Below are 26,570 nucleotides of genomic sequence, written 5' to 3'. Positions count from 1 at the left end.
GCTTCCAAGGCGACACCGGAGCACAGGGTCCGCAGGGCTTCCAGGGGGTCCAGGGCGACACCGGAGCACAAGGCACACAGGGCTTCCAGGGCGCTCAGGGCGCCCAGGGTTTCCAGGGCGACACCGGAGCGCAGGGCGTCCAGGGCACCACGTTCGGCCCCTCCCATGTCGTCACCGGCCCTTCGGCGACGACCTCGGTCGCCACGTGCCCCACGGGCGAGATGCTCCTCGGCGGCGGCTACAGCGGGCCGATTACCGGCACCGTCTACGAGAGCAGCCCCACCGCCAACGGCACGGGCTGGCAGGCCTCGGGCAACGCGCTCAGCGATGTGACGGCCTACGCGATCTGCGCGCCCACCACCTGACCGGCGGCGCGGACACGAACGGGCGGTGCCCCGGAGCCGAAGAAGGCTCCGGGGCACCGCCCGTTCCGCGCGTCGACAGGGCCGGACCGTTCCGGACGGACGGACCGCCGGCCCCAGGCACCGGACTCCAGGACCCGGCCGCCAGGCACCGGACCCGGACTCCAGGACAGGTCGGGCCCGACCTCGGCTCCCGGCCAGGATCTATACGACCAGCAGTCCCCCACACCGCTCGGCGCCGTCCTTCATGGCGATGAGGTTGGCGACCACGTAGGAGATGTCGTTGCGGGCGTGCCAGTCGGTCGGGAAGTACGTCACCAGCCGCGACGACTGGAACCGGGCTTCGATCCCGGGCACGAACGCGCGGTACTGGTCGTCGGTGTAGTACCAGAACGAGTTCTCGTTGTAGAAGGCGACATGGGTCGGGTCCTGGTACGCGCCGCGCCCGTCGGAGCTGGGCGTCATCGTGAGGAGCATGCCGCCGGGGGCCAGCAGCCGGTACAGCTCGTTGATCAGCGGCACCTTCGCGGGGACGTGCTCCAGGAAGTCCACGGCCCGCAGCAGGCCCACCGAGCCGTCGGGCAGATCCAGCGGCCCGGGCAGGGTCGCGACGATGTCGACACCCTCCCCCGGGTACTGGTCCACGCCCAGGTAGCCCGGCGGCTTGCGGTGGGCGGCGCCGAGGTCGAGGGCGAACAGCCCGCGCCGCGCGGTCCAGGCGAGGGCGTTGGCCTCGATGTACTTGTCGTACAGGGCGACCGTCTCGCGCTGGATGTGCGCGTTGATCTGGGGCTCGCACTGGGTGTTCCCCCGGTGGATGCGCTGGAGGTACAAAGGACGGGGCAGGTGGTGGAAGTCGCCGATGTGGAACAGCCGGCACATCAGGTCCTGGTCGTCCAGGACCTCGCGGGTGGCGTCGTAGCCGCCTGCCTTCTCGTAGGCGTCCTTGCGGAAGGCCCGCACGTGGTTGGGGGCGTACCAGATGTAGGCCACGTTGTGCGGGGTCGGGGCCAGCGACTTGGCCTGGAGCAGCGTCCGGCCGTCGACCCGCGCTTCCTCGTACCGCCAACCGTGCGCCTCGTTGAAGCGGGTGTTCTCGCGTCCGCCGTCCTCGGTGATCCGGACGGTGTCGCTGTAGACGAACACGGCCTCGGGGTGGTCGTCGAACGCCTCGCCGAGCTCCGCGAGGCAGGTCCGGGCCAGCAGGTCGTCGTGGTCGAGTTCCACCAGGATGTCGCCGCGCGCCCGTTCGCAGGCCCGCCGCTTGGCGGCCCCGACGCCGCGTACGTCGTCCGCGATCTCCACCCGTACCCGCTCGTCGGGACGCTCGGGCCGCCACCGGGCGCCGTTGTTGAGCAGGACGATCCACTCCCAGTCCGAAGAGGTCTGCGCCTGCAGCGTCGCCAGGCACTCGTCGAGGAATCGGGGCTGGTGGCTGGGGGTGAAGACGGAGAACCTGGGGGTGGCGGTCGACGTCATCGGAGGTCACCTGCTTGGCTCGGCGGCGGTGGGGCGGAGTGCGTCCGCCCGCCGACGTTACGAGTCAGGCCCCGGTGGCGCGGCCCATCGCCGGACGGTCCGAGCCGGGTCCACCCGAATGCACGCACACCCTCGACACGACGAAGCGCCGGCCACAGCCCTCGGCAGGGCGGTGGCCGGCGCTTTCGCGGCGGGGGCAGGGGGGGCGGGCCCTAGCGGGCCAGCGTGGCGACCATCACGGCCTTGATGGTGTGCAGCCGGTTCTCCGCCTCGTCGAAGACGACCGAGTGCGCCGACTCGAAGACCTCGTCGGAGACCTCCAGTTCGGTCAGCCCGTGCCGGGCGTGGATCTCACGGCCGACACCAGTGCCGAGGTCATGGAAGGCGGGCAGACAGTGCAGGAACTTGACGTCCGGGTTGCCGGTCGCCCGCAGCACGTCCATGGTCACGGCGTACGGGGCGAGGGCGGCGATCCGCTCGTCCCAGACCTCCTTGGGCTCGCCCATCGAGACCCAGACGTCGGTGGCGACGAAGTCGGCTCCGCGTACACCCTCGGCGACGTCCTCGGTGAGGGTGATCGTCGCGCCGCTCGTCTCGGCGAGCCGCTGCGCGGCGGCCACGAAGGGCTTGGCCGGCCAGTACGCCTCCGGGGCCACGATCCGGACGTCCATGCCCAGCAGCGCGCCGGTGACCAGGTAGGAGTTGCCCATGTTGAAGCGGGCGTCGCCGAGGTACGCGAAGGCGACCTCGTCGAGCGGCTTGTCCGTGTGCTCGGTCATGGTGAGGACGTCGGCGAGCATCTGGGTGGGGTGCCAGTCGTCGGTGAGACCGTTGAAGACGGGCACGCCGGCGTGGGCGGCCAGCTCCTCGACGGCGGCCTGGCTGTCACCCCGGTACTCGATGGCGTCGAACATCCGGCCGAGCACCCGGGCCGTGTCCTTGACCGACTCCTTGTGGCCGATCTGCGACGCGGACGGGTCGAGATAGGTCGTGGAGGCACCCTGGTCGGCGGCGGCCACCTCGAACGCGCAGCGGGTGCGGGTGGAGGTCTTCTCGAAGATCAGGGCGATGTTGCGGCCGCGCAGCCGCTGCACCTCGGCACCGGCCTTCTTGGCCGCCTTCAGCTCGGCGGCGAGCGCGATCAGGCCGCGGAACTCCTCGGCGCTGAAGTCCAGCTCCTTGAGGAAGTGGCGTCCGATGAGGTCGGTGGCCATGGTGCGCTCCTGGGGTACGTTCGGGACGTCGAGGGACGAGGACCCTGGAAGTGTATACGTAATCCAGAATTCTTATACGGTCGGGTGTACCCGGAAGCCCTCCCCGGAAGGCGCACCCGCTTCTCCTCCACTCCTCCGCTTCCCCCCTCCCTCTCCTACCTTCTCCCCCGTATCGGCGTCCGCCTCCCCGGGGCGCCACCGGACCGCGTCGAATCACGTCAGACCGCGTCAGACCGCGTCCCGCTCCACCGGACAGCTCATACAGCGCGGCCCGCCCCGCCCCCGGCCCAGCTCGCTGCCGGGAATCTCGATCACCTCGATGCCCTCCCTGCGGAGGTGGGTGTTGGTGGTCACATTGCGCTCGTACGCGACGACCACCCCCGGCTCAACAGCCAGCACGTTGCATCCGTCGTCCCACTGCTCGCGCTCCGCCGCGTGGACGTCCTGGGTGGCCGTCAGCACCCGGATGTCCTGGAGCCCGAGCGCGGCGGCGATCGCGCTGTGCATCTGCTCCGGCGGATGGTCGATGACCCGCAGCGACTGGCCCTCGTCCCCCGGCTCGATCGTGTACGAGCGGAGCGGGCCGAGGCCCGCGTACTGCGTGAAGGTGTCCTGGTCGACCATGGTCATCACGGTGTCCAGATGCATGAAGGCCCGCCGCTTCGGCAGGTCGAGCGCGATGATCGTGCGCGCCGAACCGGCCGCGAACAGGCCGCGGGCGAGCATCTCCACCGCCTGCGGGGTGGTGCGCTCGCTCATGCCGATGAGGACGGCGCCGTTGCCGATGACCAGGACGTCACCGCCCTCGATGGTCGACGGATAGTCGGACTGCCCCTCCGACCAATGGTGGAAGGCGCCCGCCCGCGGCCCCGTGAACAGCGGGTGATGGCGGTAGATCGCCTCGAAGTGGACGGTCTCGCGCTGCCGGGCGGGCCAGCGCATCGCGTTGATCGACACCCCGTCGTAGATCCAGGCGGAGGTGTCCCGGGTGAAGAGATGGTTGGGCAGCGGACCGAGCACGAACTCGTCGAGCTCCAGCGCGTGGAAACGGACCGAGGTCGGCTCCGGGTGCTCCGCGAGGAACTCCCGCTTCGTCATGCCGCCGACCAGCGCCGCCACCAGCCGGGCCGGGTCCAGCGAGTCGAAGGCGGCGCGCAGGTGGTCGGTGGCGAGCGGACCGTACTCCTTCTCGTCGAAGACCCGGTCCAGTACGAGGGCGCGCGCCTCCGGTACCTCCAGGGTCTCGCGCAGCAGATCGCCGAAGAGATGGACCTCGACGCCCCGGTCGCGCAGCACGTCCGCGAAACCGTCGTGCTCCTGGCGGGCGCGCCGTACCCACAGCACGTCGTCGAAGAGGAGGGCGTCCTTGTTGGTCGGGGTGAGCCGCTTCAGCTCCAGATCGGGGCGGTGCAGGATGACACGGCGCAGCCGCCCGGTCTCGGAATCGACATGGAATCCCATGCGTCCATCCTGACCGAGCGGGACGCTGGCGCGTAGTACGCCGTACGTCTCGTCGCCGCAGTCACGGCGGTCACGGACGGTGCGGGCGGGCCCCGGGCGGCACGGGCGTCCGGGGGCGCGCTCGCGGGAGTGGTGGCGGGAGCGGGGGTGGGGGCTACGTCAGGAGGGCCACCAGCACCGCGATCAGCACGACGGCGATGCCGCCCAGGACGATGACCGCGAGCCTCCCGTGCTTGTCGTGGTCCGGGAGCGTCACGTCGGTCGGGTGTGGTCCGACGGACGGCAGTGGTTCGGTGGGCGGCTCCGATTCGGCGGACGGGAGCGGTCCAGCGGACGGCCGTGGTTCGACGGGCGGCAGAAGTTCGACGGGCGGCTGCGACTCGACCGGCCGACGGGGCGCGGGAACGGGGAGCGGGAGCGGGGCTCCGGCGTCCTCCCGGCGGGGTGCCACGGGGCGGGATTGAGGGCGAGGGGGCGGGGGGCTCATGGGGGCCGGGGCGTGGGCGGGCGGTGCCGGAAGCTCTGGGCGGGTGGGCGCGGGGGCCGGGACCGAGGCCGGAGGCGTCATGGGTGCGGCCGGAACCGGGACCGGAGGTGCCACGGTCCTCGCTGGGACCGGGGGTCCCGCAGGCATGGCCGAAGCCAGGGGCGGGGGCCCCATAGGCACGGTCGGAGCCAGGTCCGGGGTCGGGGCCGAGGCAGGCGCCGGCAGGGAGGAGTCGTGGCGCGGGGCCGTCGGGCGCGGGAGGGTCAGGAGCAGGGTGCGCAGGACGGACTCGGGCAGCCCGGGTTGTCCGACGATCCGGCGGAACACGCCGTGGGCCGCCGGATCCGGGCTCGCCCAGAGCCGGGCGAGCACCCCGGCGATCCGATCGGCCTGCTCGGCGCTCCCGTCCCGGCCGACGAGCAACGGGCGTACGGCCCAGTCGTGCAGGGCGGCCGCGTCGGCGGCCCGCTCGGCGGGCCCGACCTGCTCCTGCGCATGGGGACGGGTGAGGAAGTACTCCGCCTCGATCACGCGTTCCAGCAACTCGCCCCGGATTTCCGCGCCCCAGGACGGGTAGCGGTGGGCGATCTCCTGCACGAGCGCGGTGGTGACGGCGTACGGCTGCGCCTGGTTCCGGAGCTCGGAGAGGAGTTCCGCGTCCGCCGCGTCGCGGGCCGCGCTCCGCGCCTCTTCCAGGGTCCGCGCGCGGGACAGCCGCACCCCCGCTCCGCCCGCCGGGCTCTCCTGGGGGCGCCGGTTCTTCCGGGTGCCGCGCCGCCCAGGTCCTGGAGCGGGCCCGGCCCACGCCGACCGGGCCGGAGGCTCGGGGGCCGCGTCCTCCGGTGGAAGCGGCGGTGTGCCGGTGGGTACGGGTCCCCAGGGCGGGGCCCCGGGCGGCGCGGTGGCCGCGGGGCCGGGACCCGTCACCACCAGAGGGGTCCCGCCCGCCCTTGGGTGCGGCGGCACGAGGTCACCGGACGGTTCGTGTCCCGCGCGCTTCTCCGCGTTCCGTGACTGCTCCGGGATCACGGGCTGCGCGGGAGTCACGGCCGCGGCCCCCGGTCGTTCGGGCCGGTCCGGGGGCTCGGCGCCGTCCGCCGGCTCCGGCCCGTGCGGTGAACTGGTCCGGTCGTCCGCCTGTACGGGCCGCGCCGCCGCCCCCGGCGGCTGTGGGGGACCGGGCAGCTCGGGCCCTTCCGGCGCCTCTCGCACCCCTCGTACCGCTGAACTCTCCGGCACCTCTGGCACCTCTGGCCCGTCCGGTGGGGGCGGCCCTTCCGGACGTCCCGGCTCCACCGGCCCCACTGGCTTGCGACGCCACCCCCATCGCCCGGACCTCCCCCGGCTCGCGGGCTCTGGGCTCTCCGCGACCTCCGGCCCCGCCGTCTCCTCCGACCTCTCCGGTTGTCTCGATTCCCGCACCCGCGTGGGCATCGTCGGCCGGGTCGACCGCTCGGCGTTTTCCGGCCCCTCTGCCCCCTCCGACGCCTCTGCCCCCTCTGGCCCCTCTGTCTCCTCCGGCCGCTCCGGCCGCTGTGAGCTTTCCCGAATCTTCGGCCTCTCCCCTCTCTCCGGCTCCTCCTGTTCCGGCTTCGTCTCCTCCTGCTCCGGCTTCGCCTCCGGCGGCTCGGACCACTCCAGCCCCTCCGGCCACACGCGCCGCCCCGACCGCGCCGGTGCCCCGGCCTGTTCCGGGCTCTCCGCCCGCTCCGGCTTCTCCTCTTCCTCGGTCCTCGCCGAGGCCTCCCTCCGCGCCGTGCTCTGTGCCCGCTCCGTCCGCCCGCGCGCCGTCCTCTCCCCTGCGACGGCCCCGGCCCCGGCCGACCACGCCGGCGGGGGCGAGGGCCGATCCAGCGGGAAGCGGCGGTCGAGGCGGGCCAGGGCCGCGCGGACCGTGTCGCGGAGTGGGGCTCCGGGGCCGGCCAGGGAGTGGCCCAGCTCGGCACCGACCACGCCCACCCGTTCGCCGTCGGCCCCCATGTCGCGCAGGTGGTGGGCGACCAGGCGGGCCGCGAGCGATTCCATGTCGTCTCCCGCGCGTTCGGCCGGATCGACCCGTCGGCGGTCGGTGTCGCGGCCGGCCGCGCCCGCCCACTGCCCGACGAACACATAACGGAGGAAGGGCAGTTCGACCGTGTCATGCGTGGCGAAGGTCCAGCGGCGGTCGATGAGCCGGCCGAACAGTCCGTACAGCCCCCACAGCACCGGCAGCGCCGTGTCGCCACGCCGGTCCAGGAACGTGAAGTGGCCCTGTGGCCGGCGCAGCAACTCCGCCACCGTGCCCGTCAGTTCCCGTTCGGCACCCGGCAGCCGGGTGTCCAGGTGGCGCATCCCCCGTTCCGCCGCCGAGATCAGGGCCTGCCCGCGCACCACCGGCAGTTCGCCCCGCACGTCGGCGAGCGGCAGGTCCGCACCCTCCCAGGTCCAGGCGTGCAGACCGAGGCAGCGCGCCGGGTCGAGGAGGTCGCGGGAGCCGACGAGGACATGGCAGAGGGCAGAGGACCCGCCGCCGGGATCGGTCCACGGGGTGCGGCGGATCAGGACGATCCCGCTGCTGCCCCCGACGCGGACCAGGGCGGGCCGGATCTCCTCACCGCTCGCCCGCAGGACCGCCCCCACGCCGTGGAACAGCGCCGCCGTCTCCTCCTGGCCGCCCGACCAGGCCACCGGGCCGAACCCGGCGGCGCCGGAGGCGTTCTCGCCGTCCCAGCGGAAGACGATCTGGTCGGCCTCGTCCTGGGCGCGTGCCCGGCCTTGCTCTCGTGTCATCGGTCGTCACTCCTCTTCAGCGGCCCGCACGCGGCGAAGACGGACACCAGCGGTCCAAGCACCCGGCGGGGCCGTCCCCCGTACGGGAAACGGTCCCCACGAGCCTGCCCACCGGTCGCGGCGACGAAATGCGGGGAACAGCGCGCGCAGCGGGTCGGCGACGAACAAGGCGTCCACGCCCGAAAGGAAGCTCGCCACCGCGCCGTCCCGGGCGAGGCCCTTGGCCGCCAGGCCCAGGAAGACGAGGGATCCCGGCCGGGCGTGACGGCAAGGAGACCGTCCGCGAAGCGGGTCGGCACGGCGGTCCCTGGGCAACGAACCACTGACATCACAGGGTTGATACCCCGTCACTCCGCGGACTGAAAAACCTAGGGGCAGACGAAGAACCCCGTCAACGCGGACGAGTGAACACACAGGGGCGCAAGGAAGCGCATTCCACGCCTTCTTGCGCCCCTGCGCCCCCGCACCTCGGGCCGTCGCCCGGGAGTTCCGGACGACAGCCATGGAAGCCCTCGGGCCCGACCGAGCAGCGCGAGCCGCCGATCGCCCGGCCACGACCGAGCCGACCGCCCGGCCCGACCAGGCCCATCAGGTCCGACCAGGCCCACCAGGTCCGGCCGGACCGAGAAGGCCGGCCGCACCGGACGCACTGCCCGACCCGACCAGATTGAGCCCGCCCCGCCCCGTCAGAGCCGGGGGTCGACCGGCTCCGATTCCAGGGCGAGGACCGCGAAGACGGCCTCGTGCACCCGCCACAGCGGCTCGCCCGCCGCCAGCCGGTCGAGCGCCTCAAGCCCCAGCGCGTACTCCCGCAGGGCCAGGGACCGCTTGTGTCCGAGGAACCGTTCGCGCAGCCGCGCCAGGTTGTCCGGACGGATGTACTCGGGACCGTAGATGATCCGCAGGTACTCCCGGCCGCGCACCTTCACGCCCGGCTGCACCGGCCGTCCGCCGCGCCCGGTGGCGACGGCCGCGAGCGGCTTGACGACCATGCCCTCGCCGCCCGCCGCCGTCAGCTCCAGCCACCAGTCGGTCCCGGCGCGCACGGACGCCTCGTCGGCCGGGTCGACCACCAGCCGCCGGGTGGTCCGCAGCAGCCCCGTCGGGTCATGCTCGACCAGCCGGTCCAGCCAGGCCAGCTGCTCGTCGTGGGGTACGGCGGCCAGGGAGCGGCCGCGCGCGGCGAGCACCTGAAACGGAGCGAACCGGACACCGTCGAGGCCCTCGGTCGGCCAGCAGTAGCGGCGGTACGCGTCGGTGAACGCCGCCGCGTCGGCGGCCCGTTCCCGCTGCCGGCCGAGCAGCCCGTCGAGTCCCTCCACCCCGCGCGCGGCGGCCTGTTCGAGCGCCGTGACCGCGCCGGGGAACACCGCCCGCGAGGCCGCGCCGACCGCCGCGTACTGACTGCGCAGCAGTCCCGTCGACTTCAGCGACCACGGCAACAGCTCGCCGTCGAACAGCAGCCAGTCCGTGTCGAGTTCGTCCCACAGTCCGGCCGCTTCGATCGCGGCGCGCAGCCGTCCGACGACCTCCTCGGTGGTGGCCTGGTCGGCGAAGAACGGCCGGCCCGTACGGGTGTACAGCGCCCCGGTCACTCCGCCGCCGGCGCCCTCGCCGCCCGGGCCCCCGAACGCCGCGCCCGGGTCCACGCCGAACCGCTCCGCCGCCGCCGCGTCCTTGCAGACGAGGGCGACGGCCCGCGAACCCATGTGCTTCTCCTCGCACACGACCCGCCCGACACCATCGGCCGCGTACTGGGCGAACGCCTCGGCCGGGTGCTCCAGATAGCCCTCCGCCTTCGAGGTCGCCGTCGGCGCCATCGTCGGCGGCAGGTAGGCGAGCAGCCGCGGGTCGACGGCGAACCGGCTCATCACCTCCAGGGCGGCGGCCGCGTTCTCCTCACGGACCGCGACCCGGCCCATCAGCCGGGTCTCCACGCCCCGGCGGCCCCGCACGTCGTCGATGTCCAGCGGCCGGCCCTGGCCTGCGCCGGGCGCCTCGGCCGCGAGCGGCCGGGCCGGCTCGTACCAGACCTGTTCGGCCGGTACGTCGACCAGTTCGCGCTCGGGCCAGCGCAGCGCCGTCATCCTGCCGCCGAACACCGCACCGGTGTCGAGGCACAGGGTGTTGTTGATCCAGGACGTGTCCGGCACGGGCGTGTGCCCGTACACGACGGCTGCCCGACCCCGGTACTCCTCCGCCCACGGATAGCGCACCGGCAGCCCGAACTCGTCGGTCTCGCCGGTCGTCTCCCCGTACAGCGCGTGCGCGCGGACCCGCCCGGAGGTACGTCCGTGGTACTTCTCGGGCAGCCCGGCGTGGCAGACCACGAGCCGCCCCTCGTCGAGGACGTAGTGGCTGACGAGGCCGTCGATGAACGACGCGACCTCGGAGCGGAATTCCTCCGGCTCGCGCTCCAACTGCTCGATCGTCTCGGCGAGTCCGTGCGTCTGCTGCACCGTACGGCCGCGCAGCCAACGCCCCAGCTTGTTCTCGTGGTTGCCCGGCACGCACAGCGCGTCCCCGGCGGCCACCATGCCCATGACGCGGCGCAGCACGCCGGGGCTGTCGGGCCCCCGGTCGACGAGGTCGCCGACGAAGACGGCCGTACGGCCCTGTGGGTGGCGCCCGTCCTGGTAACCCAGCTTCGCGAGCAGGGTCTCCAGCTCGGAGCGGCAGCCGTGGATGTCGCCGATGATGTCGAACGGGCCGGTGAGGTGGCGCAGGTCGTTGTAGCGCTTCTCCCGTACGATCGCGGCCGCCGCCACCTCCTCCTCGCCGCGCAGCACATGCACCTTGCGGAAGCCCTCGCGTTCCAGTCCGCGCAGCGAGCGGCGCAGTTCGCGGCGGTGCCGCTGGACGACGTGGCGCGGCAGGTGGGCCCGGTCGGGGCGGGCCGCGTTGCGCGCGGCGCAGACCTCCTCGGGCAGGTCGAGGACGATCGCGATCGGCAGCACGTCGTGCTCGCGCGCGAGCCGTACGAGCTGCCGGCGCGCCTCGGTCTGCACATTGGTGGCGTCGACGACGGTCAGCCGGCCCGCGGCCAGCCGCTTGCCCGCGATGTAGTGGAGGACGTCGAAGGCGTCCTTGCTGGCGCTCTGGTCGTTCTCGTCGTCCGCGACGAGACCTCGGCAGAAGTCCGAGGAGACGATCTCGGTCTGCTTGAAGTGGCGCCGTGCGAAGGTCGACTTGCCGGAGCCGGTCGCGCCGATCAGGACCACGAGGGAGAGATCGGTGACGGGCAGCGTACGGGGCGCGGCGGAGTTACGGTCCGAGGTCGGATCGGTGTGCTCGGTCTGGTCGGTCATGCCGCGTCCTCCTTCTTCTTCGTGGCGGGGGTCGTGTCGACAGCGGTGCCGGTGGGGGTACCACTGCCGGGGGACGCTTCGGTGTCGATGCGGGTGAAGACGGCCATCTGGGTGGGCGGGCCGACCTCGGGATCGTCCGGGCCGACCGGGGCGAGGACCGCCTCGTAGCCGTAGCGGTCGGCGACGCCCGCCACCCACGCGCCGAACTCCTCGCGGTTCCACTCGAATCGGTGGTCAAAGTGCCGGACGTGCCCGGCGGGCAGCGACTCCCAGCGCACGTTGTACTCGGCGTTCGGCGTGGTCACCACGACCGTGCGCGGCCGGGCGGAGCCGAACACCGCGTACGCGAGGGCGGGCAGCCTCGGCGGATCGACATGCTCGACGACCTCACTGAGCACGGCGGCGTCGTAGCCGGTCAGCCGCTTGTCGGTGTACGTGAGCGAGCCCTGCAACAGGGTCACGCGGGCGGCCTGCCGTTCGCCCATCCGGTCCAGGCGCAGCCGGCGGGCGGCCGCGGCCAGCGCCCGCGCCGACACGTCCACGCCGACGACCTCGGCGAACCGGGCGTCCTTCAGCAGCGCCTGCACCAACTGTCCCTGCCCGCAGCCGAGATCGAGCACGCGGGCGGCGTCGGCGGCGCGCAGCGCGCCGAGGATCGCCGTGCGGCGCTGTTCGGCGAGCGGCACGGGCCGCTCCTCGGTGTCGCTCGCCTCGTCGACCGCGTTGTCGACGTCCTCGACGTCCAGGCCGTCGGCCTCGGCGAGGCGCACGAGCGCCAGCCGCTCCGTGGCCTGCCGGGTGAGACTCCAACGGCGCGCGAGATAGCGGCTGGTGATCAGCTCCCGCTCGGGGTGGCCGGCGAGCCAGCCGTCACCGGCCCGCAGCAGTTTGTCCACCTCGTCCGGCGCGACCCAGTAGTGCTTGGCGTCGTCGAGCACCGGCAGGAGGACATAGAGCTGATTGAGCGCGTCGGCGAGGCGCGGTTCGCCTTCCAGGACCAGCCGCACATAGCGGGAGTCGCCCCACTCGGGGAACTCCGGGTCGAGCGCGACCGGCTCCGCCGTGACAGTCGTCCAGCCCAGCGGCTCGAACAGCCGCTCCACCAGGCCCGGTCCGCCGCGCGCGGGCAGCGCCGGGATCTCGATCCGCAGCGGCAGCGGCGCGGCGGCCCGCTCGGGCATCGCGGCGCATGCGCCGTGCAGGGCGCTCTTGAAGACCTTGGCGAGTGCGACCGCGAGCAGCGAGGACGCCGCGTACGGCCGGTCGTTCACATACTGCGCGAGCGCGGCGTCGGGCGCCCCGCCCCGGCCCTTCCCCCGGCCCTTGCGGACCAGTGCCACGGGGTCGACCTCCAGCAGCAGCGCGACCGTGCACCCCTCGGCGTCCGCCTCGGGGTAGAGGACATGCGCGGTGCCGTGCGCGGTCGAGAAGGACTGCGCCTTCCCGGGATGCTTGTGCAGCAGGAAGCCGAGATCGGTCGCGGGTCGCTGAGGCGTACCAGTGGTACGAATGGTGAGGAACACCCGTCCGAGTATGACCATGCGTCCCGCCACCGACCAGGCATTTTCCGCGCCCGAGGGCGCGCGCCCCGGGCTTGGGCCGCACGGACGCGAACCACGTGGGCGACGCGGCGGGCGCCGGACCGGAACACCCCGCTACGTGCCGGAGGCCTTCGGCCTCGACGGCCTCCGCCTCGTCCCGCCCGGGTCCGGCCCCCTCCCTCGCCTCATTCGCGCCCGTGCGGTTCGCGCTCCACCACGCTCGCCAGGGAAGCGATCGTGGCGGGGCCGACCCGGCAGCAGCCGCCGATCAGCCGGGCACCCGCGGCCCGCCATCGTCCGGCCAGGGCCGGGTCGAAGGTGACGGGCCCCCGCCAGTTCCCGGCGACGGCGTCCCACCCCTCGCCGCTGTTCGGGTAGACGACGACCGGCTTGCCGGTCACGGCGGCGGCGATCTCCACGGCGGGCCCGACGTCCTCGGGGGCACAGCAGTTCACCCCGACGGCGACGACCTGGTCCCGGCCCGCCGCCAAGGCGAAGGCTTCCGCCAGTCGCTGCCCGGCGCGGGTGCGGGTGCCGTCGACGGTGTACGAGAGCCAGACCGGCACCCCGCACCCCTCGACGGCCCGCAGCAGCGCCTCGGCCTCGTCGGTGTCGGGCACCGTCTCCAGGGCCAGGACGTCGGGCGCCGCCTCGGCCAGGACCTCGATCCGGGGCCGGTGGAACCGTTCGAGCGCGCCGGCCGAAAGTCCGTACCGGCCCCGGTACTCGCTGCCGTCGGCGAGCATCGCCCCGTACGGCCCGACCGAGGCCGCCACCCAGATCTCCCGCTCCACCCGCTCGCCCGCCGACCGGGCGAGCGCCACGCCGCGGGCGAGCAGCCGTGCCGCCTCCGTGTGGCCGATCCCTCTCCGGGCGAAGCCTTCGAAGGTGGCCTGGTAGGAGGCGGTGGTGAGGACCCGGGCGCCGGCCCGCGCGTACGCGGTGTGCGCCGCCTCGATCCGCTCGGGGCCGTCGGCGAGCAGCCGCGCGGACCAGAGCGCGTCGGAGAGGTCGCAGCCCTGTTCCTCCAACTGGTTGGAGAGCCCGCCGTCCAGCACGAGCACCTCGTCGGCGAGGGCGGCGCCCAGCGTGCGCCCGGGTCTCACCGGATCACCCCAGCTGCGACTGGACCTGAGCGGAGATCAGCTCCAGGTGGTCCAGGTCGTCCAGATCGAGGATCTGGAGGTAGATCCGGCGGGCGCCCAGGGCTCCGTAGCGGCCGATCTTGTCCACGATCTCGGCGGGTGACCCCGCGAGACCGTTGGCCTTCAGCTCGTCCACCTCCCGGCCGATGGCGGCGGCCCGGCGGGCCACCTCGGCGTCGTCCCGGCCGGCGCAGACCACCAGCGCGTTCGAGTACACGAGCGAGTCGGCGGGCCGCCCCGCCTCCTCTGCCGCCGCCCGGACCCGCCCGAACTGCCGCTCGGTCTCCTCCAGCGACGCGAAGGGGATGTTGAACTCGTCGGCGAACCGCGCCGCGAGGCGCGGCGTACGACGCGCGCCGTGGCCGCCGATGAGCACCGGGACCTTCGCCTGGGCCGGCTTGGGCAGCGCGGGCGAGTCGGTGAGCTGGTAGTACTCCCCCTCGTACGAGAACGTCTTGCCGGCCTCGGTGCCCCACAGCCCGGTGACGATCTCCAGCTGCTCCTCCAGACGCCCGAACTTCTCCCTCGGGAACGGGATCCCGTACGCCTGGTGCTCCTCCTCGAACCAGCCCGCGCCCAGCCCGAGTTCGACGCGCCCCCCGGACATCCGGTCCACCTGGGCGACCTGGATGGCGAGGACGCCGGGGAGCCGGAAGGTGGCGGCGGTCATCAGCGTGCCGAGCCTGATCCGCTTGGTCTCCCGGGCGAGACCGGCCAGGGTGATCCAGGCGTCCGTCGGTCCGGGCAGTCCGTCGCCGGAGCCCATGCGCAGATAGTGGTCCGAGCGGAAGAACGCGTCGAAGCCCAGGTCCTCGGTCGCCTTGGCGACCGTGAGCAGCGTGTCGTAGGACGCCCCCTGCTGGGGCTCCGTGAAGATGCGAAGATCCATGCCTCCATCCTGCACCCGGAGGTGCGTCAACCGATTCGTCAGCCGGTGCTCGACACCGCCTCGCCCGGGTGAAAATCCACCCCCGGGCGAGGGGCATCGGCCCAGGCCAGTGACCTGGGCCGAGGGCGATTCGTTGGCGGGGCGGAGCCGGACCGCCCGGCCCAACGTGCCTGCGGACCTGCCGGTACGTCCCTTTGTGTGGTGGTCCTTCCCGTACGGGAGGGCCCCTGGCCGAGGAGGCCGCCATGTCCAAGGAAGCCGCGCCGCAGCACATCGTCACCTCCGAACAGCACCTGCCGCCGTCGATCCCGGCGATGTCCTCGGTGTCATCCGTCCCCGCGCAGCCGCAGTGCGGAGACGCACCTCACGGTCTGCTTCAGCAGATGGAGGCGATGATGGCCGCGCTCACCGCCGATCTCTCCCAACTCGACGCCGACCTCCAGTCCGCGGCGGACCGCCAAGCGGGCGACGCGGACGGGGACCGCCCGGGCCCGGCGGGACCGGACTCCGCCGCCCGCTGACCGCCGGCCCGCCGACCGCCCAGTGGGCAACGGGCACCAGGCACCACGGGCGAGTAGAGGTCAATCGGCGCCTGGTAGCGGACAGCCGGTACGGGTCCTGGCCGTCGGTGCGGGTGGCGGGCACGGACAGCGGGCGGCGGGGTGGCGAGGCCCGCGCCTCGCCGGTCCCAAGCCCCCTGTCCGCCGCCTCCGGTGGAGGCGGCGGCTTACTGCCCAGGCCGGGCGCCGGGGCAGGCCCGCGCCCCGGCCCGGTTCGGGGCCGGCCGGCTCAGGCCCCTGCCTCGGCCCTGCCCGCACCACCCTGCCAGGGCCCGCCCCCGTCCCGGCCCTGGCCCCGGCCGCACCACCCCGCCAACCCCGCCCCTCCACACCCAAGCCGGGCCAAGGCGAGCCGGGCTATGCCCTTACCCCGGGCCCGCACGCCCCCGGGCGGGGTCGGGCGGGCGGTCGCGCTCCCGCACCGCGAGCCGCCGCAGCATGGTCCGGACATGGTCGCCCGCCTCGTCGGCAGCGTCGATCGCCTCGATGGACTGCCAGTACAGCCCGTCCTCGTCCGGCGCGCAGGCCACCCCGACCAGAGCGATGCCGACCTCCCCCAGCAGCACGCCGAGCGCGGTCAGCGCCGCACGCACATCCCCCACGGAAGTGAGCTGTGCCGCCCGTGGCCCTCCGGTGCGCAGCGCCGCATGCTCCATCCCGCCGCGCACTCCGCCGGTCTCGCTCAGCCCCCGTGCCTCGCTCCGCAACTCCAGCGGCCCCTCGGCCGCGAGGTGACCCCCTATCACTTGGGCGAGGGCCTGGGCCTGCCAGGCCTCCCGCATGATGTCCCACGGCGCGTGGGCTTCCGCCAGCGCGTATCGCCCGTTTGCGATCAATCGCTCCGCGTCCATCAACGAAGCCCCCGTTCTGACGACTTACCGCTCACTCTTTCCATTACCCAGCGTGAGGCCGACTGAGCCTGAACACCAGAGGAATTCGGAAATCTGTGGACAGGAAGCTCGTTGGGGATAACTCGATCACTCCGTAGAGTGACAATCGGGGCCGGGGGCGGCCTCAACGGCATGATCGATTCCGCTGTCCCCGCCGGCACCGCCGGACTTGTGGGCCTCGTCCGCCCCGCCGAAGTCCCCGCCCCGGCGCCCGCGCGCCGGGAAACGGATCTCGTTGCGGTCGATCTTCGCCGCGAGGGCCGTGAGCGGATCGACCCCGAGCACACCGCAGAACTGCAACAGATAGGCGAGCACGTCCGCGACCTCGTCGCGGACCCGGTGCGCCGTCTCCGGGTCCGCCATCACCCGGCCCGCCTCCTCCGGCGTCAGCCACTGGAAGATCTCCAGGAGTTCGGCCGCCTCGACGCTCAGCGCCGCCGCCAGATTCTTGGGCGTGTGGAAAGGCTGCCAGTCGCGGGCCGCGGCGAAGTCGGCGAGCCGTCGCTGCAGGCCCGCCACATCAAGTTCTGTCACCCCCCAGGTCTACCACCGTCACACCCGGCACCTCCGGCACCTCCGGACCCTTCAGCCCATTCAACTCGTCCGTCACACCCGTGACTCCCTCCCCCACCGCCGCGACCAGCCGCATATGCCCGGTCGCGCAGATCTCCCCGGCCAGCCCGAGCAGGGCCGCCGTCTGCCGCGCGTCGAGCGCGTGGTCGAACCCGTCGGCGAGCACGGTGAGCGTCTGCATCGCCTGCGGCACCTCTGCGACCGGGTCCACGGCCAGTACCCCGGGGCCGGTGAGCAGGACGAGCCCGAGGGCGAGATAACGCAGTTCGCCGTCGCCGAGCCGGCCCAGCGCCATGTCCGGCAGCCCGGCGCGCTCCAGGACGGCTTCGACCGTGCCGCCCGCCTCCGATTCCCGTAAACCGAGCCCCGCCACCGTGCCGGCGCACCCCGCGGTCGCCAGGGCCGCCAGGCGGGCATGGCGGCGCGGGCACTCGGTGGCGGTGCGGTGCAGTACGGCGGCGAGATTGTGGCAGTCGCGCCGCAGCCTGCCCTCGCCGAGCGGCACGGGCTGCCGCATCCGGTGTGGCAGCGGGTGGCAGGGGAAGACCGACCGCAGCCCGACGACCACCTGTTCGGCGGCGGCCAGGACGTCCCGCTGCCCCTGTGTCTTCCCGGCGACGCGCAAGGGGAGCAGCGCCGTGCCGAGGATGTCGTCGGGGAACGGGGCGCGGGTCACCGGGGTGTTGCCGGCGGTGTGCCACTCGGCCTGGACGCTGCTGCGTTCCGGGTCCCGCAGCGCGGTGGTGAACAGGGTGTGGTCCGCCGAGGTGAGCCGTTCGCCGACGATCCGCAGGGTGGGTTCGGCCTGGACGGCGATGTCGAGATGGACGGGCCCGACCGGGCCGTCGACCGTGCAGCCGATCCGGAATCCGCGCCGGCCCTGCGAGTCGGGCCGCGACCGTTCCGGCACCCGGTCGGCGGCGTCCGGCAGCGCCTCTTCGAGCTCCGCGCCCGCCCCGAGCCGCGCCAGCGCCTCGTACGCGCGCAGGGCGGTGGTCTTCCCGCTCCCGCTCGCCCCGCGCAGCAGTGTCACGGGGCCGAGCGGCAGCACCACCCCGCGATGCGTTCCGAACGCCGACAGGCGCAGTTCGGTGACGGTGGGCCGGAGCGACGCCCCGCCGGTCCGCCCGTCCGCCGCCGTCGGCGTCGATGCCGACCCGGCAAAGAGGGCGGGCCCGAACCTGGGCACCGGCTCGGCTTCCCCTGCGGGGGCGGGGGCGGGACGTGGGCGGTCGCGGAAGGGCACCAGGCCGGGGGGCCGCCCCTGCGGGGGCACCTGCCCGTCGGCGGGAGCGAACGGCGGCCCGGGCGGGCGGGGTGGCCGATACGAACGGTCGGGGGCGTTGCCTCCGGTGATGGTCATGACCGGAAGGTACGCAGCCCTCCGCACGACGAACCGTTACGTCGGATGGACCTTCCTACGAACGAGGGAGCCTGCCCGTCGCGTTGCCCTCGGCGCTCTCCTCCTCGGCGCCCTCGACCTCGGTGCCGGCCGGAGCGAGCAGGAAGACGTTGCGGTCGACCCGGTGCATCCCGCTGCCGAGACCGAAGACGACACCACTGCTGAAGTCGAGGATGCGCTTGGCGACCTCGGTGTCCGCGCTCGTGAGGTCGAGCAGCACGGGGATCTGGGCGATGAGGTATTCCGCGACCTCGCGCGCGTCGGCGAAGACCTGGACGCGCAGGACGACCATCCGGCGCTGTTCTGCGGCCGCGTGCCGCTGCTCGGTGATCGCCCGATGGTCGACCATGGACGGCCATTCGTCCCTGCCGCGCAGGGGGACGACCTGGGCCAGACCCTCCCACTGCTCGTCGGTGACGTCGTACCTCTCGTACCTACTCATGCGCCCATCCTCCCGTCCCTCACTCGTTCGGCCCAACACCGACACGGGCTGAGCGGCATGTTCTCCGCATAGGGACCGGAGGAACGAGGGTACGGGAGAGGGCGGGAGGGGTGCGGACCACGCGGGCGGTCAGCTCGCGGACCGGCCGGGTCCCGGGGCCGGATGCGTGCCGGTGACGGAGGTGACGACCGAGTAGAGGCTGGTCTCGGCGGCGATGAAGAGACGGTTGCGCTTGGCGCCGCCCCAGGAGATGTTGGCCACCGCCTCGGGGATGTCGAGCCGGCCGATCAGGGTGCCGTCGGGGTCGTAGCAGTGGACGCCGTCGTTCATCGCGGCCACCCACAGCCGGCCGTCGGCGTCGAAGCGCAGATTGTCGAAGCGGGCGCCCGGGCGGGCGGAGGCGTCGGCGAAGACCTTGCCCGCGGAGAGCGTGGCGTCGTCGCGCACGTCGAAGACGCGCACGTACCCAGCCCGGGTGTCGGAGACGTAGAGCCGGCTCTCGTCGGCCGAGAAGACCAGGCCGTTGGGCGCCTCGAAGCAGTCCGCGACCAGCCGGACCTCGCCGGTGGCGGGGTCGATCCGGTAGACGTTGTTCGCCCCGATCTCGCTCTCGCCGCGATGGCCCTCGTAGTCGGTGACGATGCCGAAGTCCGGGTCGGAGAACCAGATGGAGCCGTCCGACTTCACCGCCGCGTCGTTCGGGCTGTTCAGCCGCCGGCCCTGCCAGCGGTCCGCGAGCACGGTGATCGTGCCGTCGTGCTCGGTCCGCGTCACCCGACGGTTGCCCTGCTCACAGGTGATCAGCCGGCCCTCGCGGTCCAGGGTGTTGCCGTTGGTGTGCCCGGCGGCGCGGCGGAACACGCTGACGGCGCCGGTCTCCTCGCCCCAGCGGAGCATCCGGTCGTTGGGGATGTCGCTCCAGACGAGCTGCCGCCAGGCGGGGAGGTAGATCGGTCCCTCGGCCCAGCGGCATCCGTCGTACAGCACCTCCAGACGCTCGTCGCCGAAGGTGCACCGGCCCGTCCGGAACCGCTCGTCGAGCACCTCGTACAGCGCGGGCCGCCTGCGCTCTGTCATGCCTCACCCTTCCTCACGACGTTCCGCTGATCACTGATCTCGGATCACGGCCCACCCTCACACAACCGCCGAACAGAATTCGGCATGTTCGAGGTGGACCCGGCGCGGCGGTGGGCGGTGGGGTGCTCGCGTACGTGATGGTCGAATCGAGCGCCTCGATGGGCGATTCGGGCCCGCGCTTCGCCGCCCTGCCCGGGGTTCTGGAGGCGCATGTCATCGCGGGCAGCGCGTCGTGCTGGTGAAGGTGCGCACGATGACCACAGAACGGCTCCAGGGCGTGCTGCGGCGGATCTACGCGATCGAGGGGGTCAGCGGCACACAGGCGACGGTGGCCCTGGAGACGTTCTTCGAACGGCCGGTGCCGACAGGAGCCGAGGACGGCGGCGGCGCGTAGAGCCCGGGCCCGGCAGGAAGCGGATTCGGAGCCGGAATCGGAATCGGAATCGGAATCGGCCAAACGATCATTCGCGCCACGACCCTCCGACCGACGTGCCAAAGGCGGGATATCGCTCAACCTGCCGACCCTTCCTTTCGGCCCGGCAGGCGATACGGAGCACGCCATCCGGGTCCGGCCGAATGACGACCCGCTGAAGTCCGTTTTCTCCTCGGCTGGTTCGGATCGGGGGCGAAGCAGCTCGGCGCCGACCGTGACTAACGTGCGCAGGCCGCAGCACGGTTCCGCGTGCCCTCCGAGGACGAACGGACGTTCATGCCCCCTGTCTTTCCCACCTCCTCCCCGCCGTCGGTCTGGTCCTCTTCTCCGTCTCCATCTCCATCTCCGCTGACTCTTCCGCCTCTTCACCGCCGCGCACTCCTGTGGGCCGTCCCGGGAGTGTGGACGCTCGCCCTCGGCCTGTGGGGGCTGTCGCGGCAGAACAGCGTGTGGCGCGACGAGGCGGCGACCTGGCAGGTGGCACGGCGCTCGACCGGGGACATCCTGCGCATGCTGGAAAACGTCGATGTCGTCCACGGCCTCTACTACCTGCTGATGCATGGGCTGTTCACCTGCTTCGGCCCCAGTACGACGGTGCTGAGACTTCCTTCCGTGCTCGCCATGGTGGTGGCCTCGGTCTGTGTGACGGTGCTGGGGAACAGGCTCGCCGGGCCGTGGGCGGGGCTGGGCGGCGGATTGGCGTTCGGACTGCTGCCCGCCGTCCAGTTCCACCTTCAGGAAGGACGTCCGTACGCACTTGTCGCCGCCGGCGCCGGAGTCTCGACGCTCCTGCTCGTGACCGCCGTTCAGGAGCGTGCCGGGCGGCCGGCCCGCTGGGCCGCGTACGGCGCAACCGTCCTCGTCTGCGGTCTCTTCAACTGGCTCTCCCTGATGATCCTTCCCGCCCACCTGGCCACCCTGCTCTGGGCGCGGGCCGCACGCCCGGTGCGGATGCGCTGGGCGATGGCGTCGGCGGCGGCCGTGGCGGGAGTCCTGCCGCTGATCCTCTTCAGCCGGAGCCAGTCCGGGCAGGTGTCCTGGATACCGCCGCTGACCTGGCACATGGTGATCGGTCCGGCGGTCCTGCTGGCCATCGGCGGGCTCGGCGCCCTGCTCGACCGGCCACGGGCGGGTGCGGGTGCCGGGTCGGGGGCGAGTGCCGGGTCGGGGGCGAGTGCCGGATCGAATAGGAGTGCCGGGCGTGGGACGGGTGCCGCGCGCGGGGTGGGCCGGCTGTCGGCGGCATCCGTCGGGCTGCCGCTCTTGGCCGTACCCCAACTCGCCCTGGCCGGGCTCTCCTTCATCCAGCCGCTGTTCCTCGACCGTTACGTGCTGTTCAGCCTGGTCGGCCTGGCGCTACTGATCGGTTCCGCGATCGGCACGGCGGTCCGGGCGACCCGACCTCGGTTCCCGAGGGCTTCACGTGCCGTCCTCCCCGCGGTGCTGGCCGTCGCGACGACGGCCCTGATGCCGGAGTCCCTGGCCAAGCGGTCCCCGGCCAGCCGCGTGGACGACGTCCTCGCCATAGCGCAGGACATACGGGAGTTGGGGCGGGACGGGGACGCGGTGCTCTACATACCGGCGGCACGCCGGGACACCCGCCTGGTCTCCCCCGACGCCTTCACCGGGCTGCGGGACCTCGCCCTGGCACAAAGCCCGGAGGAGTCCGCGACGTTGAAGGGCGTGGAGGCGGACCCCGAACGGATCCGGGCAAGGATGCTGACACAGGAACGCATCCTGCTGGTCACGGATGCGGAGCCGGTGCCGCCGGCGCTCTCGACAGAGCGGGACCGGCTGAAGACCTGCGTCCTGGGCGAGCACTTCACCCCCGGAGAGGATCGCCGCATACGGGGACGCAGGGTGACGGTGTACGAGCGGAACCACCGAGCGGGCTACGGGCACGCACGGAGCGGCACGAGCACGTCCGGCGCCATCAGCTCCTGTTGACAACGACGTCACCGTACGTGGACGCCATGAGAGGGGCCCGCCGCCCCGCCGTCCGGCGAAGATCGACCGCGTTGACGAGGTCGGTACAGGGGCTTACGTTCGGGTGATGGACATCCTGCGTTACGTGGCCTTCAGCACCGACCCGCTCGGCGGGAACCCGGCAGGTGTGGTGCTCGACGCCGCCGGCCTCGACGAGGCGACGATGGCCGCGACCGCGGCGGAGATCGGCTACTCGGAGACGGCCTTCACCGTGACCAGGCCCGACGGGTCGCTCGACATCCGCTACTTCAGCCCGCTGGCCGAGGTGCCCTTCTGCGGTCACGCCACCATCGCCACGGCCGTCGCCCACGCGCAGCGGCACGGCGCCGGCGACCTGCTGCTGCACACCCAGGCCGGTCCGGTCCCCGTGACCACCTCGGTACGGCCGGACGGCACCGTCACCGCCACCCTGGTGAGCGTCGCGCCGCGCACCGAGGAGATCGGCGACGCCGATCTGGCCGAACTGCTCGCCGCGCTGCGCTGGAAGGCCTCGGACCTCGACCCCGCGCTGCCGCCGCGTGTCGCCTACGCGGGCGCCTGGCACCCGGTGATCGCCGCCGCCGATCGGGGCCGGCTCGCCGACCTCGACTACGACATGGCGGCACTCGGCACCCTGATGGAACGCCGGGGCTGGACCACCATCGCCCTGGTGCACCGCGCCTCGGACACCGTCTTCCACGCCCGCGACCCCTTCCCGCCGGGCGGGGTCGTCGAGGACCCGGCCACAGGAGCAGCGGCCGCGGCCTTCGGCGGCTACCTGCGGGAGCTCCGACTCGTCGAACTCCCCGCGGATTTGACGATCCATCAGGGCGATGACATGGGCCGCCCGAGCGTTCTCGGCGTGCGGGTTCCGGCGGATCCGTCGAGCGGCATCGAGGTGACCGGTACGGCGGTACGTATCGGCTGACCGGGCGGACCGCCAAAACCACCGTGACGGGCCGCCCGGACGGTCCGACGGAGACGGGGCCGTCCGGCGCGGAGCGGCCACCGGGACATCGCCGCGCACCCGCCCGGCCGGCCGCGGCCAGGCGGGACGCGGCTACGCCCCCTCAGCTCCGCGCACTCCCGGAGCCCCTGACCTCTCTGGCGTCCCAGGCCGCCAGAACGGCGTCGCGCTTGCCCTCGTCCAGGCCGACCGGCATCTTCCCCTGAAGGTACTTCGGCGGCGGGTACCCGCCGTCCTGGAGCGCCCGCCAGGTGTCCACGACGGTCTCGGCGACGGGACGGCAGCGCATCCCGGCGGCGAGCGCCTTGGCTGAAGACGGGGTCCACGTACCCGCGAACTCCGGGACGTCCGGCGCCCACAACGGCAGTTCCGACCACGGGGCGACATCGTGGTCCAGCAAGAACTGCTCGTCGACCCAGACGAGTTCGGCCTCCGATCCGGTGGCCTCGACGCACGCGGCCAGCAACTCGCCCATGCTGGTGTTGCCGGGCACCCCGGTGGTCAGATAGCGCCCGCTGTCACCCTCGGCGAGCCGGTCGAGCAGGAAGGCGGCGATGTCCCGCGCGTCGACCAGTTGCATCACCCGGTCCGGGGCTCCGGGGGCCGGCACCCGACCACCGCGCGCGATGGTCTCCAGCCACCAGGGCAGACGACCGACGTGCTCGCCGGGTCCGACGATGATGCCGGGGTTGACGATCAGCGCGCGCCCCGGGAAGCCCTCCTCTACGGCCCGCTCGCAGCCCGCCTTGAGCGCGTTGTACGGCACGTCGTCCGGCGAGGCGTCCACGGCGCAGGCGTGCCGGGGAAAGGACTCGTCGACGCCCTTGGCAGGCCAGTCGGCGTACGCGTGGAACGACGACACGAAGGCGTACGCCTCCGCGTGCCCGGCCAGGGCCCGCACCGAGCGCCGTACGACCCGGGGTTCGAATCCACACGTGTCGACCACCCAGTCCCAGCGCCGCCCCTCCACGAGCGCGGCCAGCGCGCCCTCGTCCTCGCGATCGCCCCGCACCGACTCCACGCCGACGGGCGTCTCCCCCGATCGCCCCCGGTTGAACAGCGTCACCTCGTGCCCACGCCGCAGCGCCTCGTCGACGAACGCCCGGCCCAGAAAGACCGTCCCACCGATCACAAGTACCTTCATGATCAGCAGACTTCCATCCATCGGGGAGACGGCCAAGACCCTTCTCGCGATCCGTCGGGAGTCGGGTCCGGGAGTCGGGGCCGGGGGCCGGGCGTCGGGAGCCGAGGCGAGAGGGGCGGCCCGGCCGGATCCCGCACGCCTCCGCGCACCACGGGACGGAGGGCCCGATGGCCTGGCTGGACAAGGCGGCACACCCGAACCCGGCCGGCCATCTGGAGATGGGCGGTCACGCGCTGCGCACGATGGGAATGGGTGAGCTGGAACTGCCCTGATCCTCATCTCGCGTGACGGGGCGGCCTGTTGAGCCCTGCGCCAGGCGCGTCACCCGCCTGCCTACGCCCTCGCCGTTCAGCGTCCGCCCAGTGGCACGCCCCAGGGGCGCATCGACTGACCGGAGCGCGCCGAGCGGCCTCGGGAGCGGTCGATCGAGAAGACCTCACCGGGCTCGGCATAGTCGACGGCGCCATCGAACCGGGCCGCGGCGCGCGTCACCGCCTGCCCCGGTGTCAGGAAACGGCCGACGTGGGTGATGATCAGCCGGCCCACCCGAGCCGCGGTGGCCGTGTCGGCGGCGTCCTCGGGCGTGTGGTGCGTCTGCTCGCCCTCGGCCGGCGCCCGGTCGCTCTCGGCCTCGCACAGCAGGGTGTCGCACTCCTCGGCCAGCTCCGTGAGGTTCGCGCAGGGCGCCGAGTCCCCGGAGTAGACCAGCGAGCGGCCCCCGGCCTCGGCACGCAGGGCGAAGGCCGGCATGCCGTGCTCCACCGCCCGGCTGGTCAGGGCGAGTTCACCGACGCGCGCCTCGTGTCCGTCGTACAACTCATGGACGGCGAAGGCGGCCTCGACGGGGCTGCGCGTCGGGCCGTTGGTGAGGAAGCGGGCCAGCCGGTCGGCGATGCCCGGCGGCCCGTAGAGGGGGATGGGCGCGGCGAGCCGGATGTCCGCGAAGAGCGCCGCGTAGTACGCGGTGAGCAGATCCGCGGTGTGGTCGGCGTGCAGATGCGAGATCCAGATCGCGTCCACCTCGTCGAGCCGGGCGTACCTCTGCAGCCGCGCCAGCGTCCCGCTGCCCGCGTCCACCCAGACCCGGGTACCGGCGCCGGTCAGGAGGTAGCCGGAGCACGGGTTGTGCTCGCTCGCGTAGGGCGTGGCGCTGCCCAGAACCGTGAGCTGAAATCCGTCACTGGTCATCCGGGAAGTGTAGAGAGCGCTCGGTTCGCAGGCGGGTGAGCGGGACGGTGGTGACGGCAGCCACGGCAGTCACGGCACGCGGGGTGGCCGGCACGGCTCGGGGGCGCGGCCCCGGGACATCCCGGTTCCGCGACGGGAGCAGTGCGCGGGCTCGCTGTCGTACGCTGGCAGGGCAGCTGGTTCGCCCCATCCCCCGGACGGGAGCGTCGTAAGAGGGAACCCGGTGGGAATCCGGGACTGCCCCGCAGCGGTGAGTGGGAACGACCGCCGTCATACGCACTGGGCCCGGCACACACGAGGGCCTGGGAAGCGACGGCCAGTAGGAGTCCGCCGGCGAGAGCCGGGGAACGCGCCCGCGAGTCCGAAGACCTGCCCGCTGCCCGCGCACCGGCCCCCGGGGTGCGCGCAGAAGCCCTGCCGCGACTCGCGAAGGAGAGTTGACGTGGCCGAATCCCCCGTCACCAGCCCTGCCCGCCCGACCAAGACCCCGGACGATTCCCGGGTGGTCCTCGCCCACATCATGAGCGACCACGACACCAATCTGTACGGCACCATCCACGGCGGAGTGATGATGAAGCTCATCGACGACGCCGCCGCGGCCGCCGCCGGCCGGCACGCCGACGGGCCGGCCGTCACCGTCTCGGTCGACCGTATGACCTTCCTCACCCCGGTACGGGCGGGCGACCTGCTCAGCGTGGAGGCCGGACTCGAACGGGTCGGGCGGACCTCCATGACGGTCGGGGTGCGGGTCACGGCCGAGCGGTGGAACAACTCCACCCCCGCCACCGAGGTCGCCACGGCGTTCCTGACCTTCGTCGCGATCGACGCCGACGGAACACCCCGCCCCGTGCCCGCGCTCGACATGACCAACCCCGGCCTGTCCTGACCGGTTTCCCGCTCCTTCGGGCATGACCTGAGGGACGTCGGCGGGACCGGGGCGCACACACGTCCCGGCCCCTCCGGGCTTGGCCGGCCTGGCTCCGCGTGCCGCTGGTCCCAGCCCCTTTTCGGGGTGTCGCTCCGAGAAGCGCGGCCGGCCCGGCGTCGAGTCGGCCGCCGGTGCCTCGACGCCCATACGGTCCCATCGAAGCTCCGGTACGGCATGCCACGACCGGGTTCTCCCCGCGCCCTCCCCCCTCCCCCGCCACCCACGCGAGGCGACGATGGCCGGATGCCGTTCCTTCCCCGCCCCCGGTTTGTCACCGGCGGTCACCCTCGTGAAAAGGTCTCCGGACGGGCCGGGATCACTCACGGGCATGGACACGTACACGGGG

18 protein-coding genes, 3 pseudogenes and 1 riboswitch are annotated in these 26,570 nt (G+C 73.0%); of the genes and pseudogenes, 6 read left to right on the top strand and 15 right to left on the bottom strand.

Translation table 11 applies throughout. The annotated features are described in order from the left end of the window. Positions 1–365: pseudogene (locus ACGFRB_RS13455) on the top strand (collagen-like protein); the annotation flags it as partial. Positions 366–566: 201 nt separating this feature from the next. Here ACGFRB_RS13455 and ACGFRB_RS13450 read toward each other — a convergent pair. From ACGFRB_RS13450 to ACGFRB_RS13415, 8 genes are all read right to left on the bottom strand, one after another. Further along, positions 567–1,841 carry a glycosyltransferase gene (locus tag ACGFRB_RS13450; protein ID WP_393242722.1) on the bottom strand — a complete coding sequence of 425 codons (1,275 nt, stop codon included), beginning with the start codon at positions 1,839–1,841 and terminating at the stop codon, positions 567–569. A gap of 212 nt (positions 1,842–2,053) precedes the next feature. Continuing rightward, positions 2,054–3,055, bottom strand: coding sequence for an ornithine carbamoyltransferase (gene argF / locus ACGFRB_RS13445; protein ID WP_393242720.1), 1,002 nt, complete (start codon positions 3,053–3,055; stop codon positions 2,054–2,056). A gap of 228 nt (positions 3,056–3,283) precedes the next feature. Further along, a complete protein-coding gene (locus ACGFRB_RS13440) occupies positions 3,284–4,516 on the bottom strand; it encodes an arginine deiminase (protein WP_363010351.1) in 1,233 nt (410 codons plus the stop codon). A 154-nt stretch (positions 4,517–4,670) separates the two neighbouring features. Then, complete coding sequence (locus tag ACGFRB_RS13435) at positions 4,671–7,772, bottom strand: hypothetical protein (RefSeq protein ID WP_393242718.1); 3,102 nt, start codon at positions 7,770–7,772, stop codon at positions 4,671–4,673. A 686-nt stretch (positions 7,773–8,458) separates the two neighbouring features. After that, positions 8,459–11,080, bottom strand: coding sequence for a polynucleotide kinase-phosphatase (locus ACGFRB_RS13430; protein ID WP_393242717.1), 2,622 nt, complete (start codon positions 11,078–11,080; stop codon positions 8,459–8,461). Further along, positions 11,077–12,603, bottom strand: a complete 1,527-nt coding sequence (locus ACGFRB_RS13425) for a 3' terminal RNA ribose 2'-O-methyltransferase Hen1 (RefSeq protein ID WP_393242715.1) — start codon at positions 12,601–12,603, stop codon at positions 11,077–11,079. Before ACGFRB_RS13425 ends, ACGFRB_RS13430 begins: the two co-directional genes overlap by 4 nt. Positions 12,604–12,806: 203 nt before the next feature. Then, positions 12,807–13,727, bottom strand: coding sequence for a homocysteine S-methyltransferase (gene mmuM / locus ACGFRB_RS13420; protein ID WP_393242713.1), 921 nt, complete (start codon positions 13,725–13,727; stop codon positions 12,807–12,809). A gap of 4 nt (positions 13,728–13,731) precedes the next feature. Then, complete coding sequence (locus ACGFRB_RS13415) at positions 13,732–14,655, bottom strand: LLM class F420-dependent oxidoreductase (protein WP_363010343.1); 924 nt, start codon at positions 14,653–14,655, stop codon at positions 13,732–13,734. 245 nt (positions 14,656–14,900) lie between these two features. Between ACGFRB_RS13415 and ACGFRB_RS13410 the strand changes: the two genes are divergently transcribed. Beyond that, positions 14,901–15,176 carry a hypothetical protein gene (locus ACGFRB_RS13410; protein ID WP_393242711.1) on the top strand — a complete coding sequence of 92 codons (276 nt, stop codon included), beginning with the start codon at positions 14,901–14,903 and terminating at the stop codon, positions 15,174–15,176. A 404-nt stretch (positions 15,177–15,580) separates the two neighbouring features. On the opposite strand, the gene ACGFRB_RS13405 is transcribed toward ACGFRB_RS13410, so the two are convergent. The 5 genes and pseudogenes from ACGFRB_RS13405 to ACGFRB_RS13385 all read right to left on the bottom strand — a co-directional run bounded on the left by ACGFRB_RS13405 (position 15,581) and on the right by ACGFRB_RS13385 (position 19,599). Next, positions 15,581–16,066, bottom strand: coding sequence for a DUF6099 family protein (locus ACGFRB_RS13405; protein WP_361223965.1), 486 nt, complete (start codon positions 16,064–16,066; stop codon positions 15,581–15,583). 240 nt (positions 16,067–16,306) lie between these two features. Next, positions 16,307–16,639 (bottom strand): annotated as a pseudogene (locus tag ACGFRB_RS13400) (nucleotide pyrophosphohydrolase); the annotation flags it as partial. Further along, positions 16,626–18,041 (bottom strand): ATP-binding protein, encoded by a 1,416-nt coding sequence (locus tag ACGFRB_RS13395; RefSeq protein WP_393242709.1) that lies wholly within the window; start codon positions 18,039–18,041, stop codon positions 16,626–16,628. The pseudogene ACGFRB_RS13400 and the gene ACGFRB_RS13395, both read right to left, overlap by 14 nt. A 55-nt stretch (positions 18,042–18,096) precedes the next feature. Further along, a complete protein-coding gene (locus ACGFRB_RS13390) occupies positions 18,097–18,522 on the bottom strand; it encodes a cell division protein SepF (RefSeq protein WP_361223962.1) in 426 nt (141 codons plus the stop codon). A gap of 129 nt (positions 18,523–18,651) precedes the next feature. Then, positions 18,652–19,599 (bottom strand): SMP-30/gluconolactonase/LRE family protein, encoded by a 948-nt coding sequence (locus ACGFRB_RS13385; RefSeq protein ID WP_393242707.1) that lies wholly within the window; start codon positions 19,597–19,599, stop codon positions 18,652–18,654. A gap of 104 nt (positions 19,600–19,703) precedes the next feature. On the opposite strand from ACGFRB_RS13385, the pseudogene ACGFRB_RS13380 reads away from it, so the two are divergent. The 3 genes and pseudogenes from ACGFRB_RS13380 to ACGFRB_RS13370 all read left to right on the top strand — a co-directional run. Beyond that, a pseudogene (locus ACGFRB_RS13380) lies at positions 19,704–19,993 on the top strand (Lrp/AsnC ligand binding domain-containing protein); the annotation flags it as partial. 315 nt (positions 19,994–20,308) lie between these two features. After that, on the top strand, positions 20,309–21,979 hold the full coding sequence (locus tag ACGFRB_RS13375) for a hypothetical protein (RefSeq protein WP_393242705.1): 1,671 nt from the start codon (positions 20,309–20,311) through the stop codon (positions 21,977–21,979). A gap of 106 nt (positions 21,980–22,085) precedes the next feature. Beyond that, a complete protein-coding gene (locus ACGFRB_RS13370) occupies positions 22,086–22,925 on the top strand; it encodes a PhzF family phenazine biosynthesis protein (protein ID WP_393242703.1) in 840 nt (279 codons plus the stop codon). 142 nt (positions 22,926–23,067) lie between these two features. On the opposite strand, the gene ACGFRB_RS13365 is transcribed toward ACGFRB_RS13370, so the two are convergent. Beyond that, positions 23,068–24,108 carry an NAD-dependent epimerase/dehydratase family protein gene (locus ACGFRB_RS13365; RefSeq protein WP_393242701.1) on the bottom strand — a complete coding sequence of 347 codons (1,041 nt, stop codon included), beginning with the start codon at positions 24,106–24,108 and terminating at the stop codon, positions 23,068–23,070. A 348-nt stretch (positions 24,109–24,456) separates the two neighbouring features. Beyond that, positions 24,457–25,296 (bottom strand): MBL fold metallo-hydrolase, encoded by an 840-nt coding sequence (locus tag ACGFRB_RS13360; RefSeq protein WP_393242699.1) that lies wholly within the window; start codon positions 25,294–25,296, stop codon positions 24,457–24,459. A gap of 160 nt (positions 25,297–25,456) precedes the next feature. Next, positions 25,457–25,688, top strand: a riboswitch (cobalamin riboswitch). 50 nt (positions 25,689–25,738) lie between these two features. On the opposite strand from ACGFRB_RS13360, the gene ACGFRB_RS13355 reads away from it, so the two are divergent. After that, entirely contained in the window at positions 25,739–26,182 is a 444-nt protein-coding gene (locus ACGFRB_RS13355) for an acyl-CoA thioesterase (protein ID WP_361223943.1), read from the top strand. Positions 26,183–26,570 lie beyond the last annotated feature (388 nt).

Origin of the sequence: Streptomyces sp. NPDC048718 (assembly GCF_043198875.1) — a bacterium.
Classification (GTDB): domain Bacteria; phylum Actinomycetota; class Actinomycetes; order Streptomycetales; family Streptomycetaceae; genus Streptomyces.
This window is presented reverse-complemented; position numbering and strand designations above follow the sequence as displayed.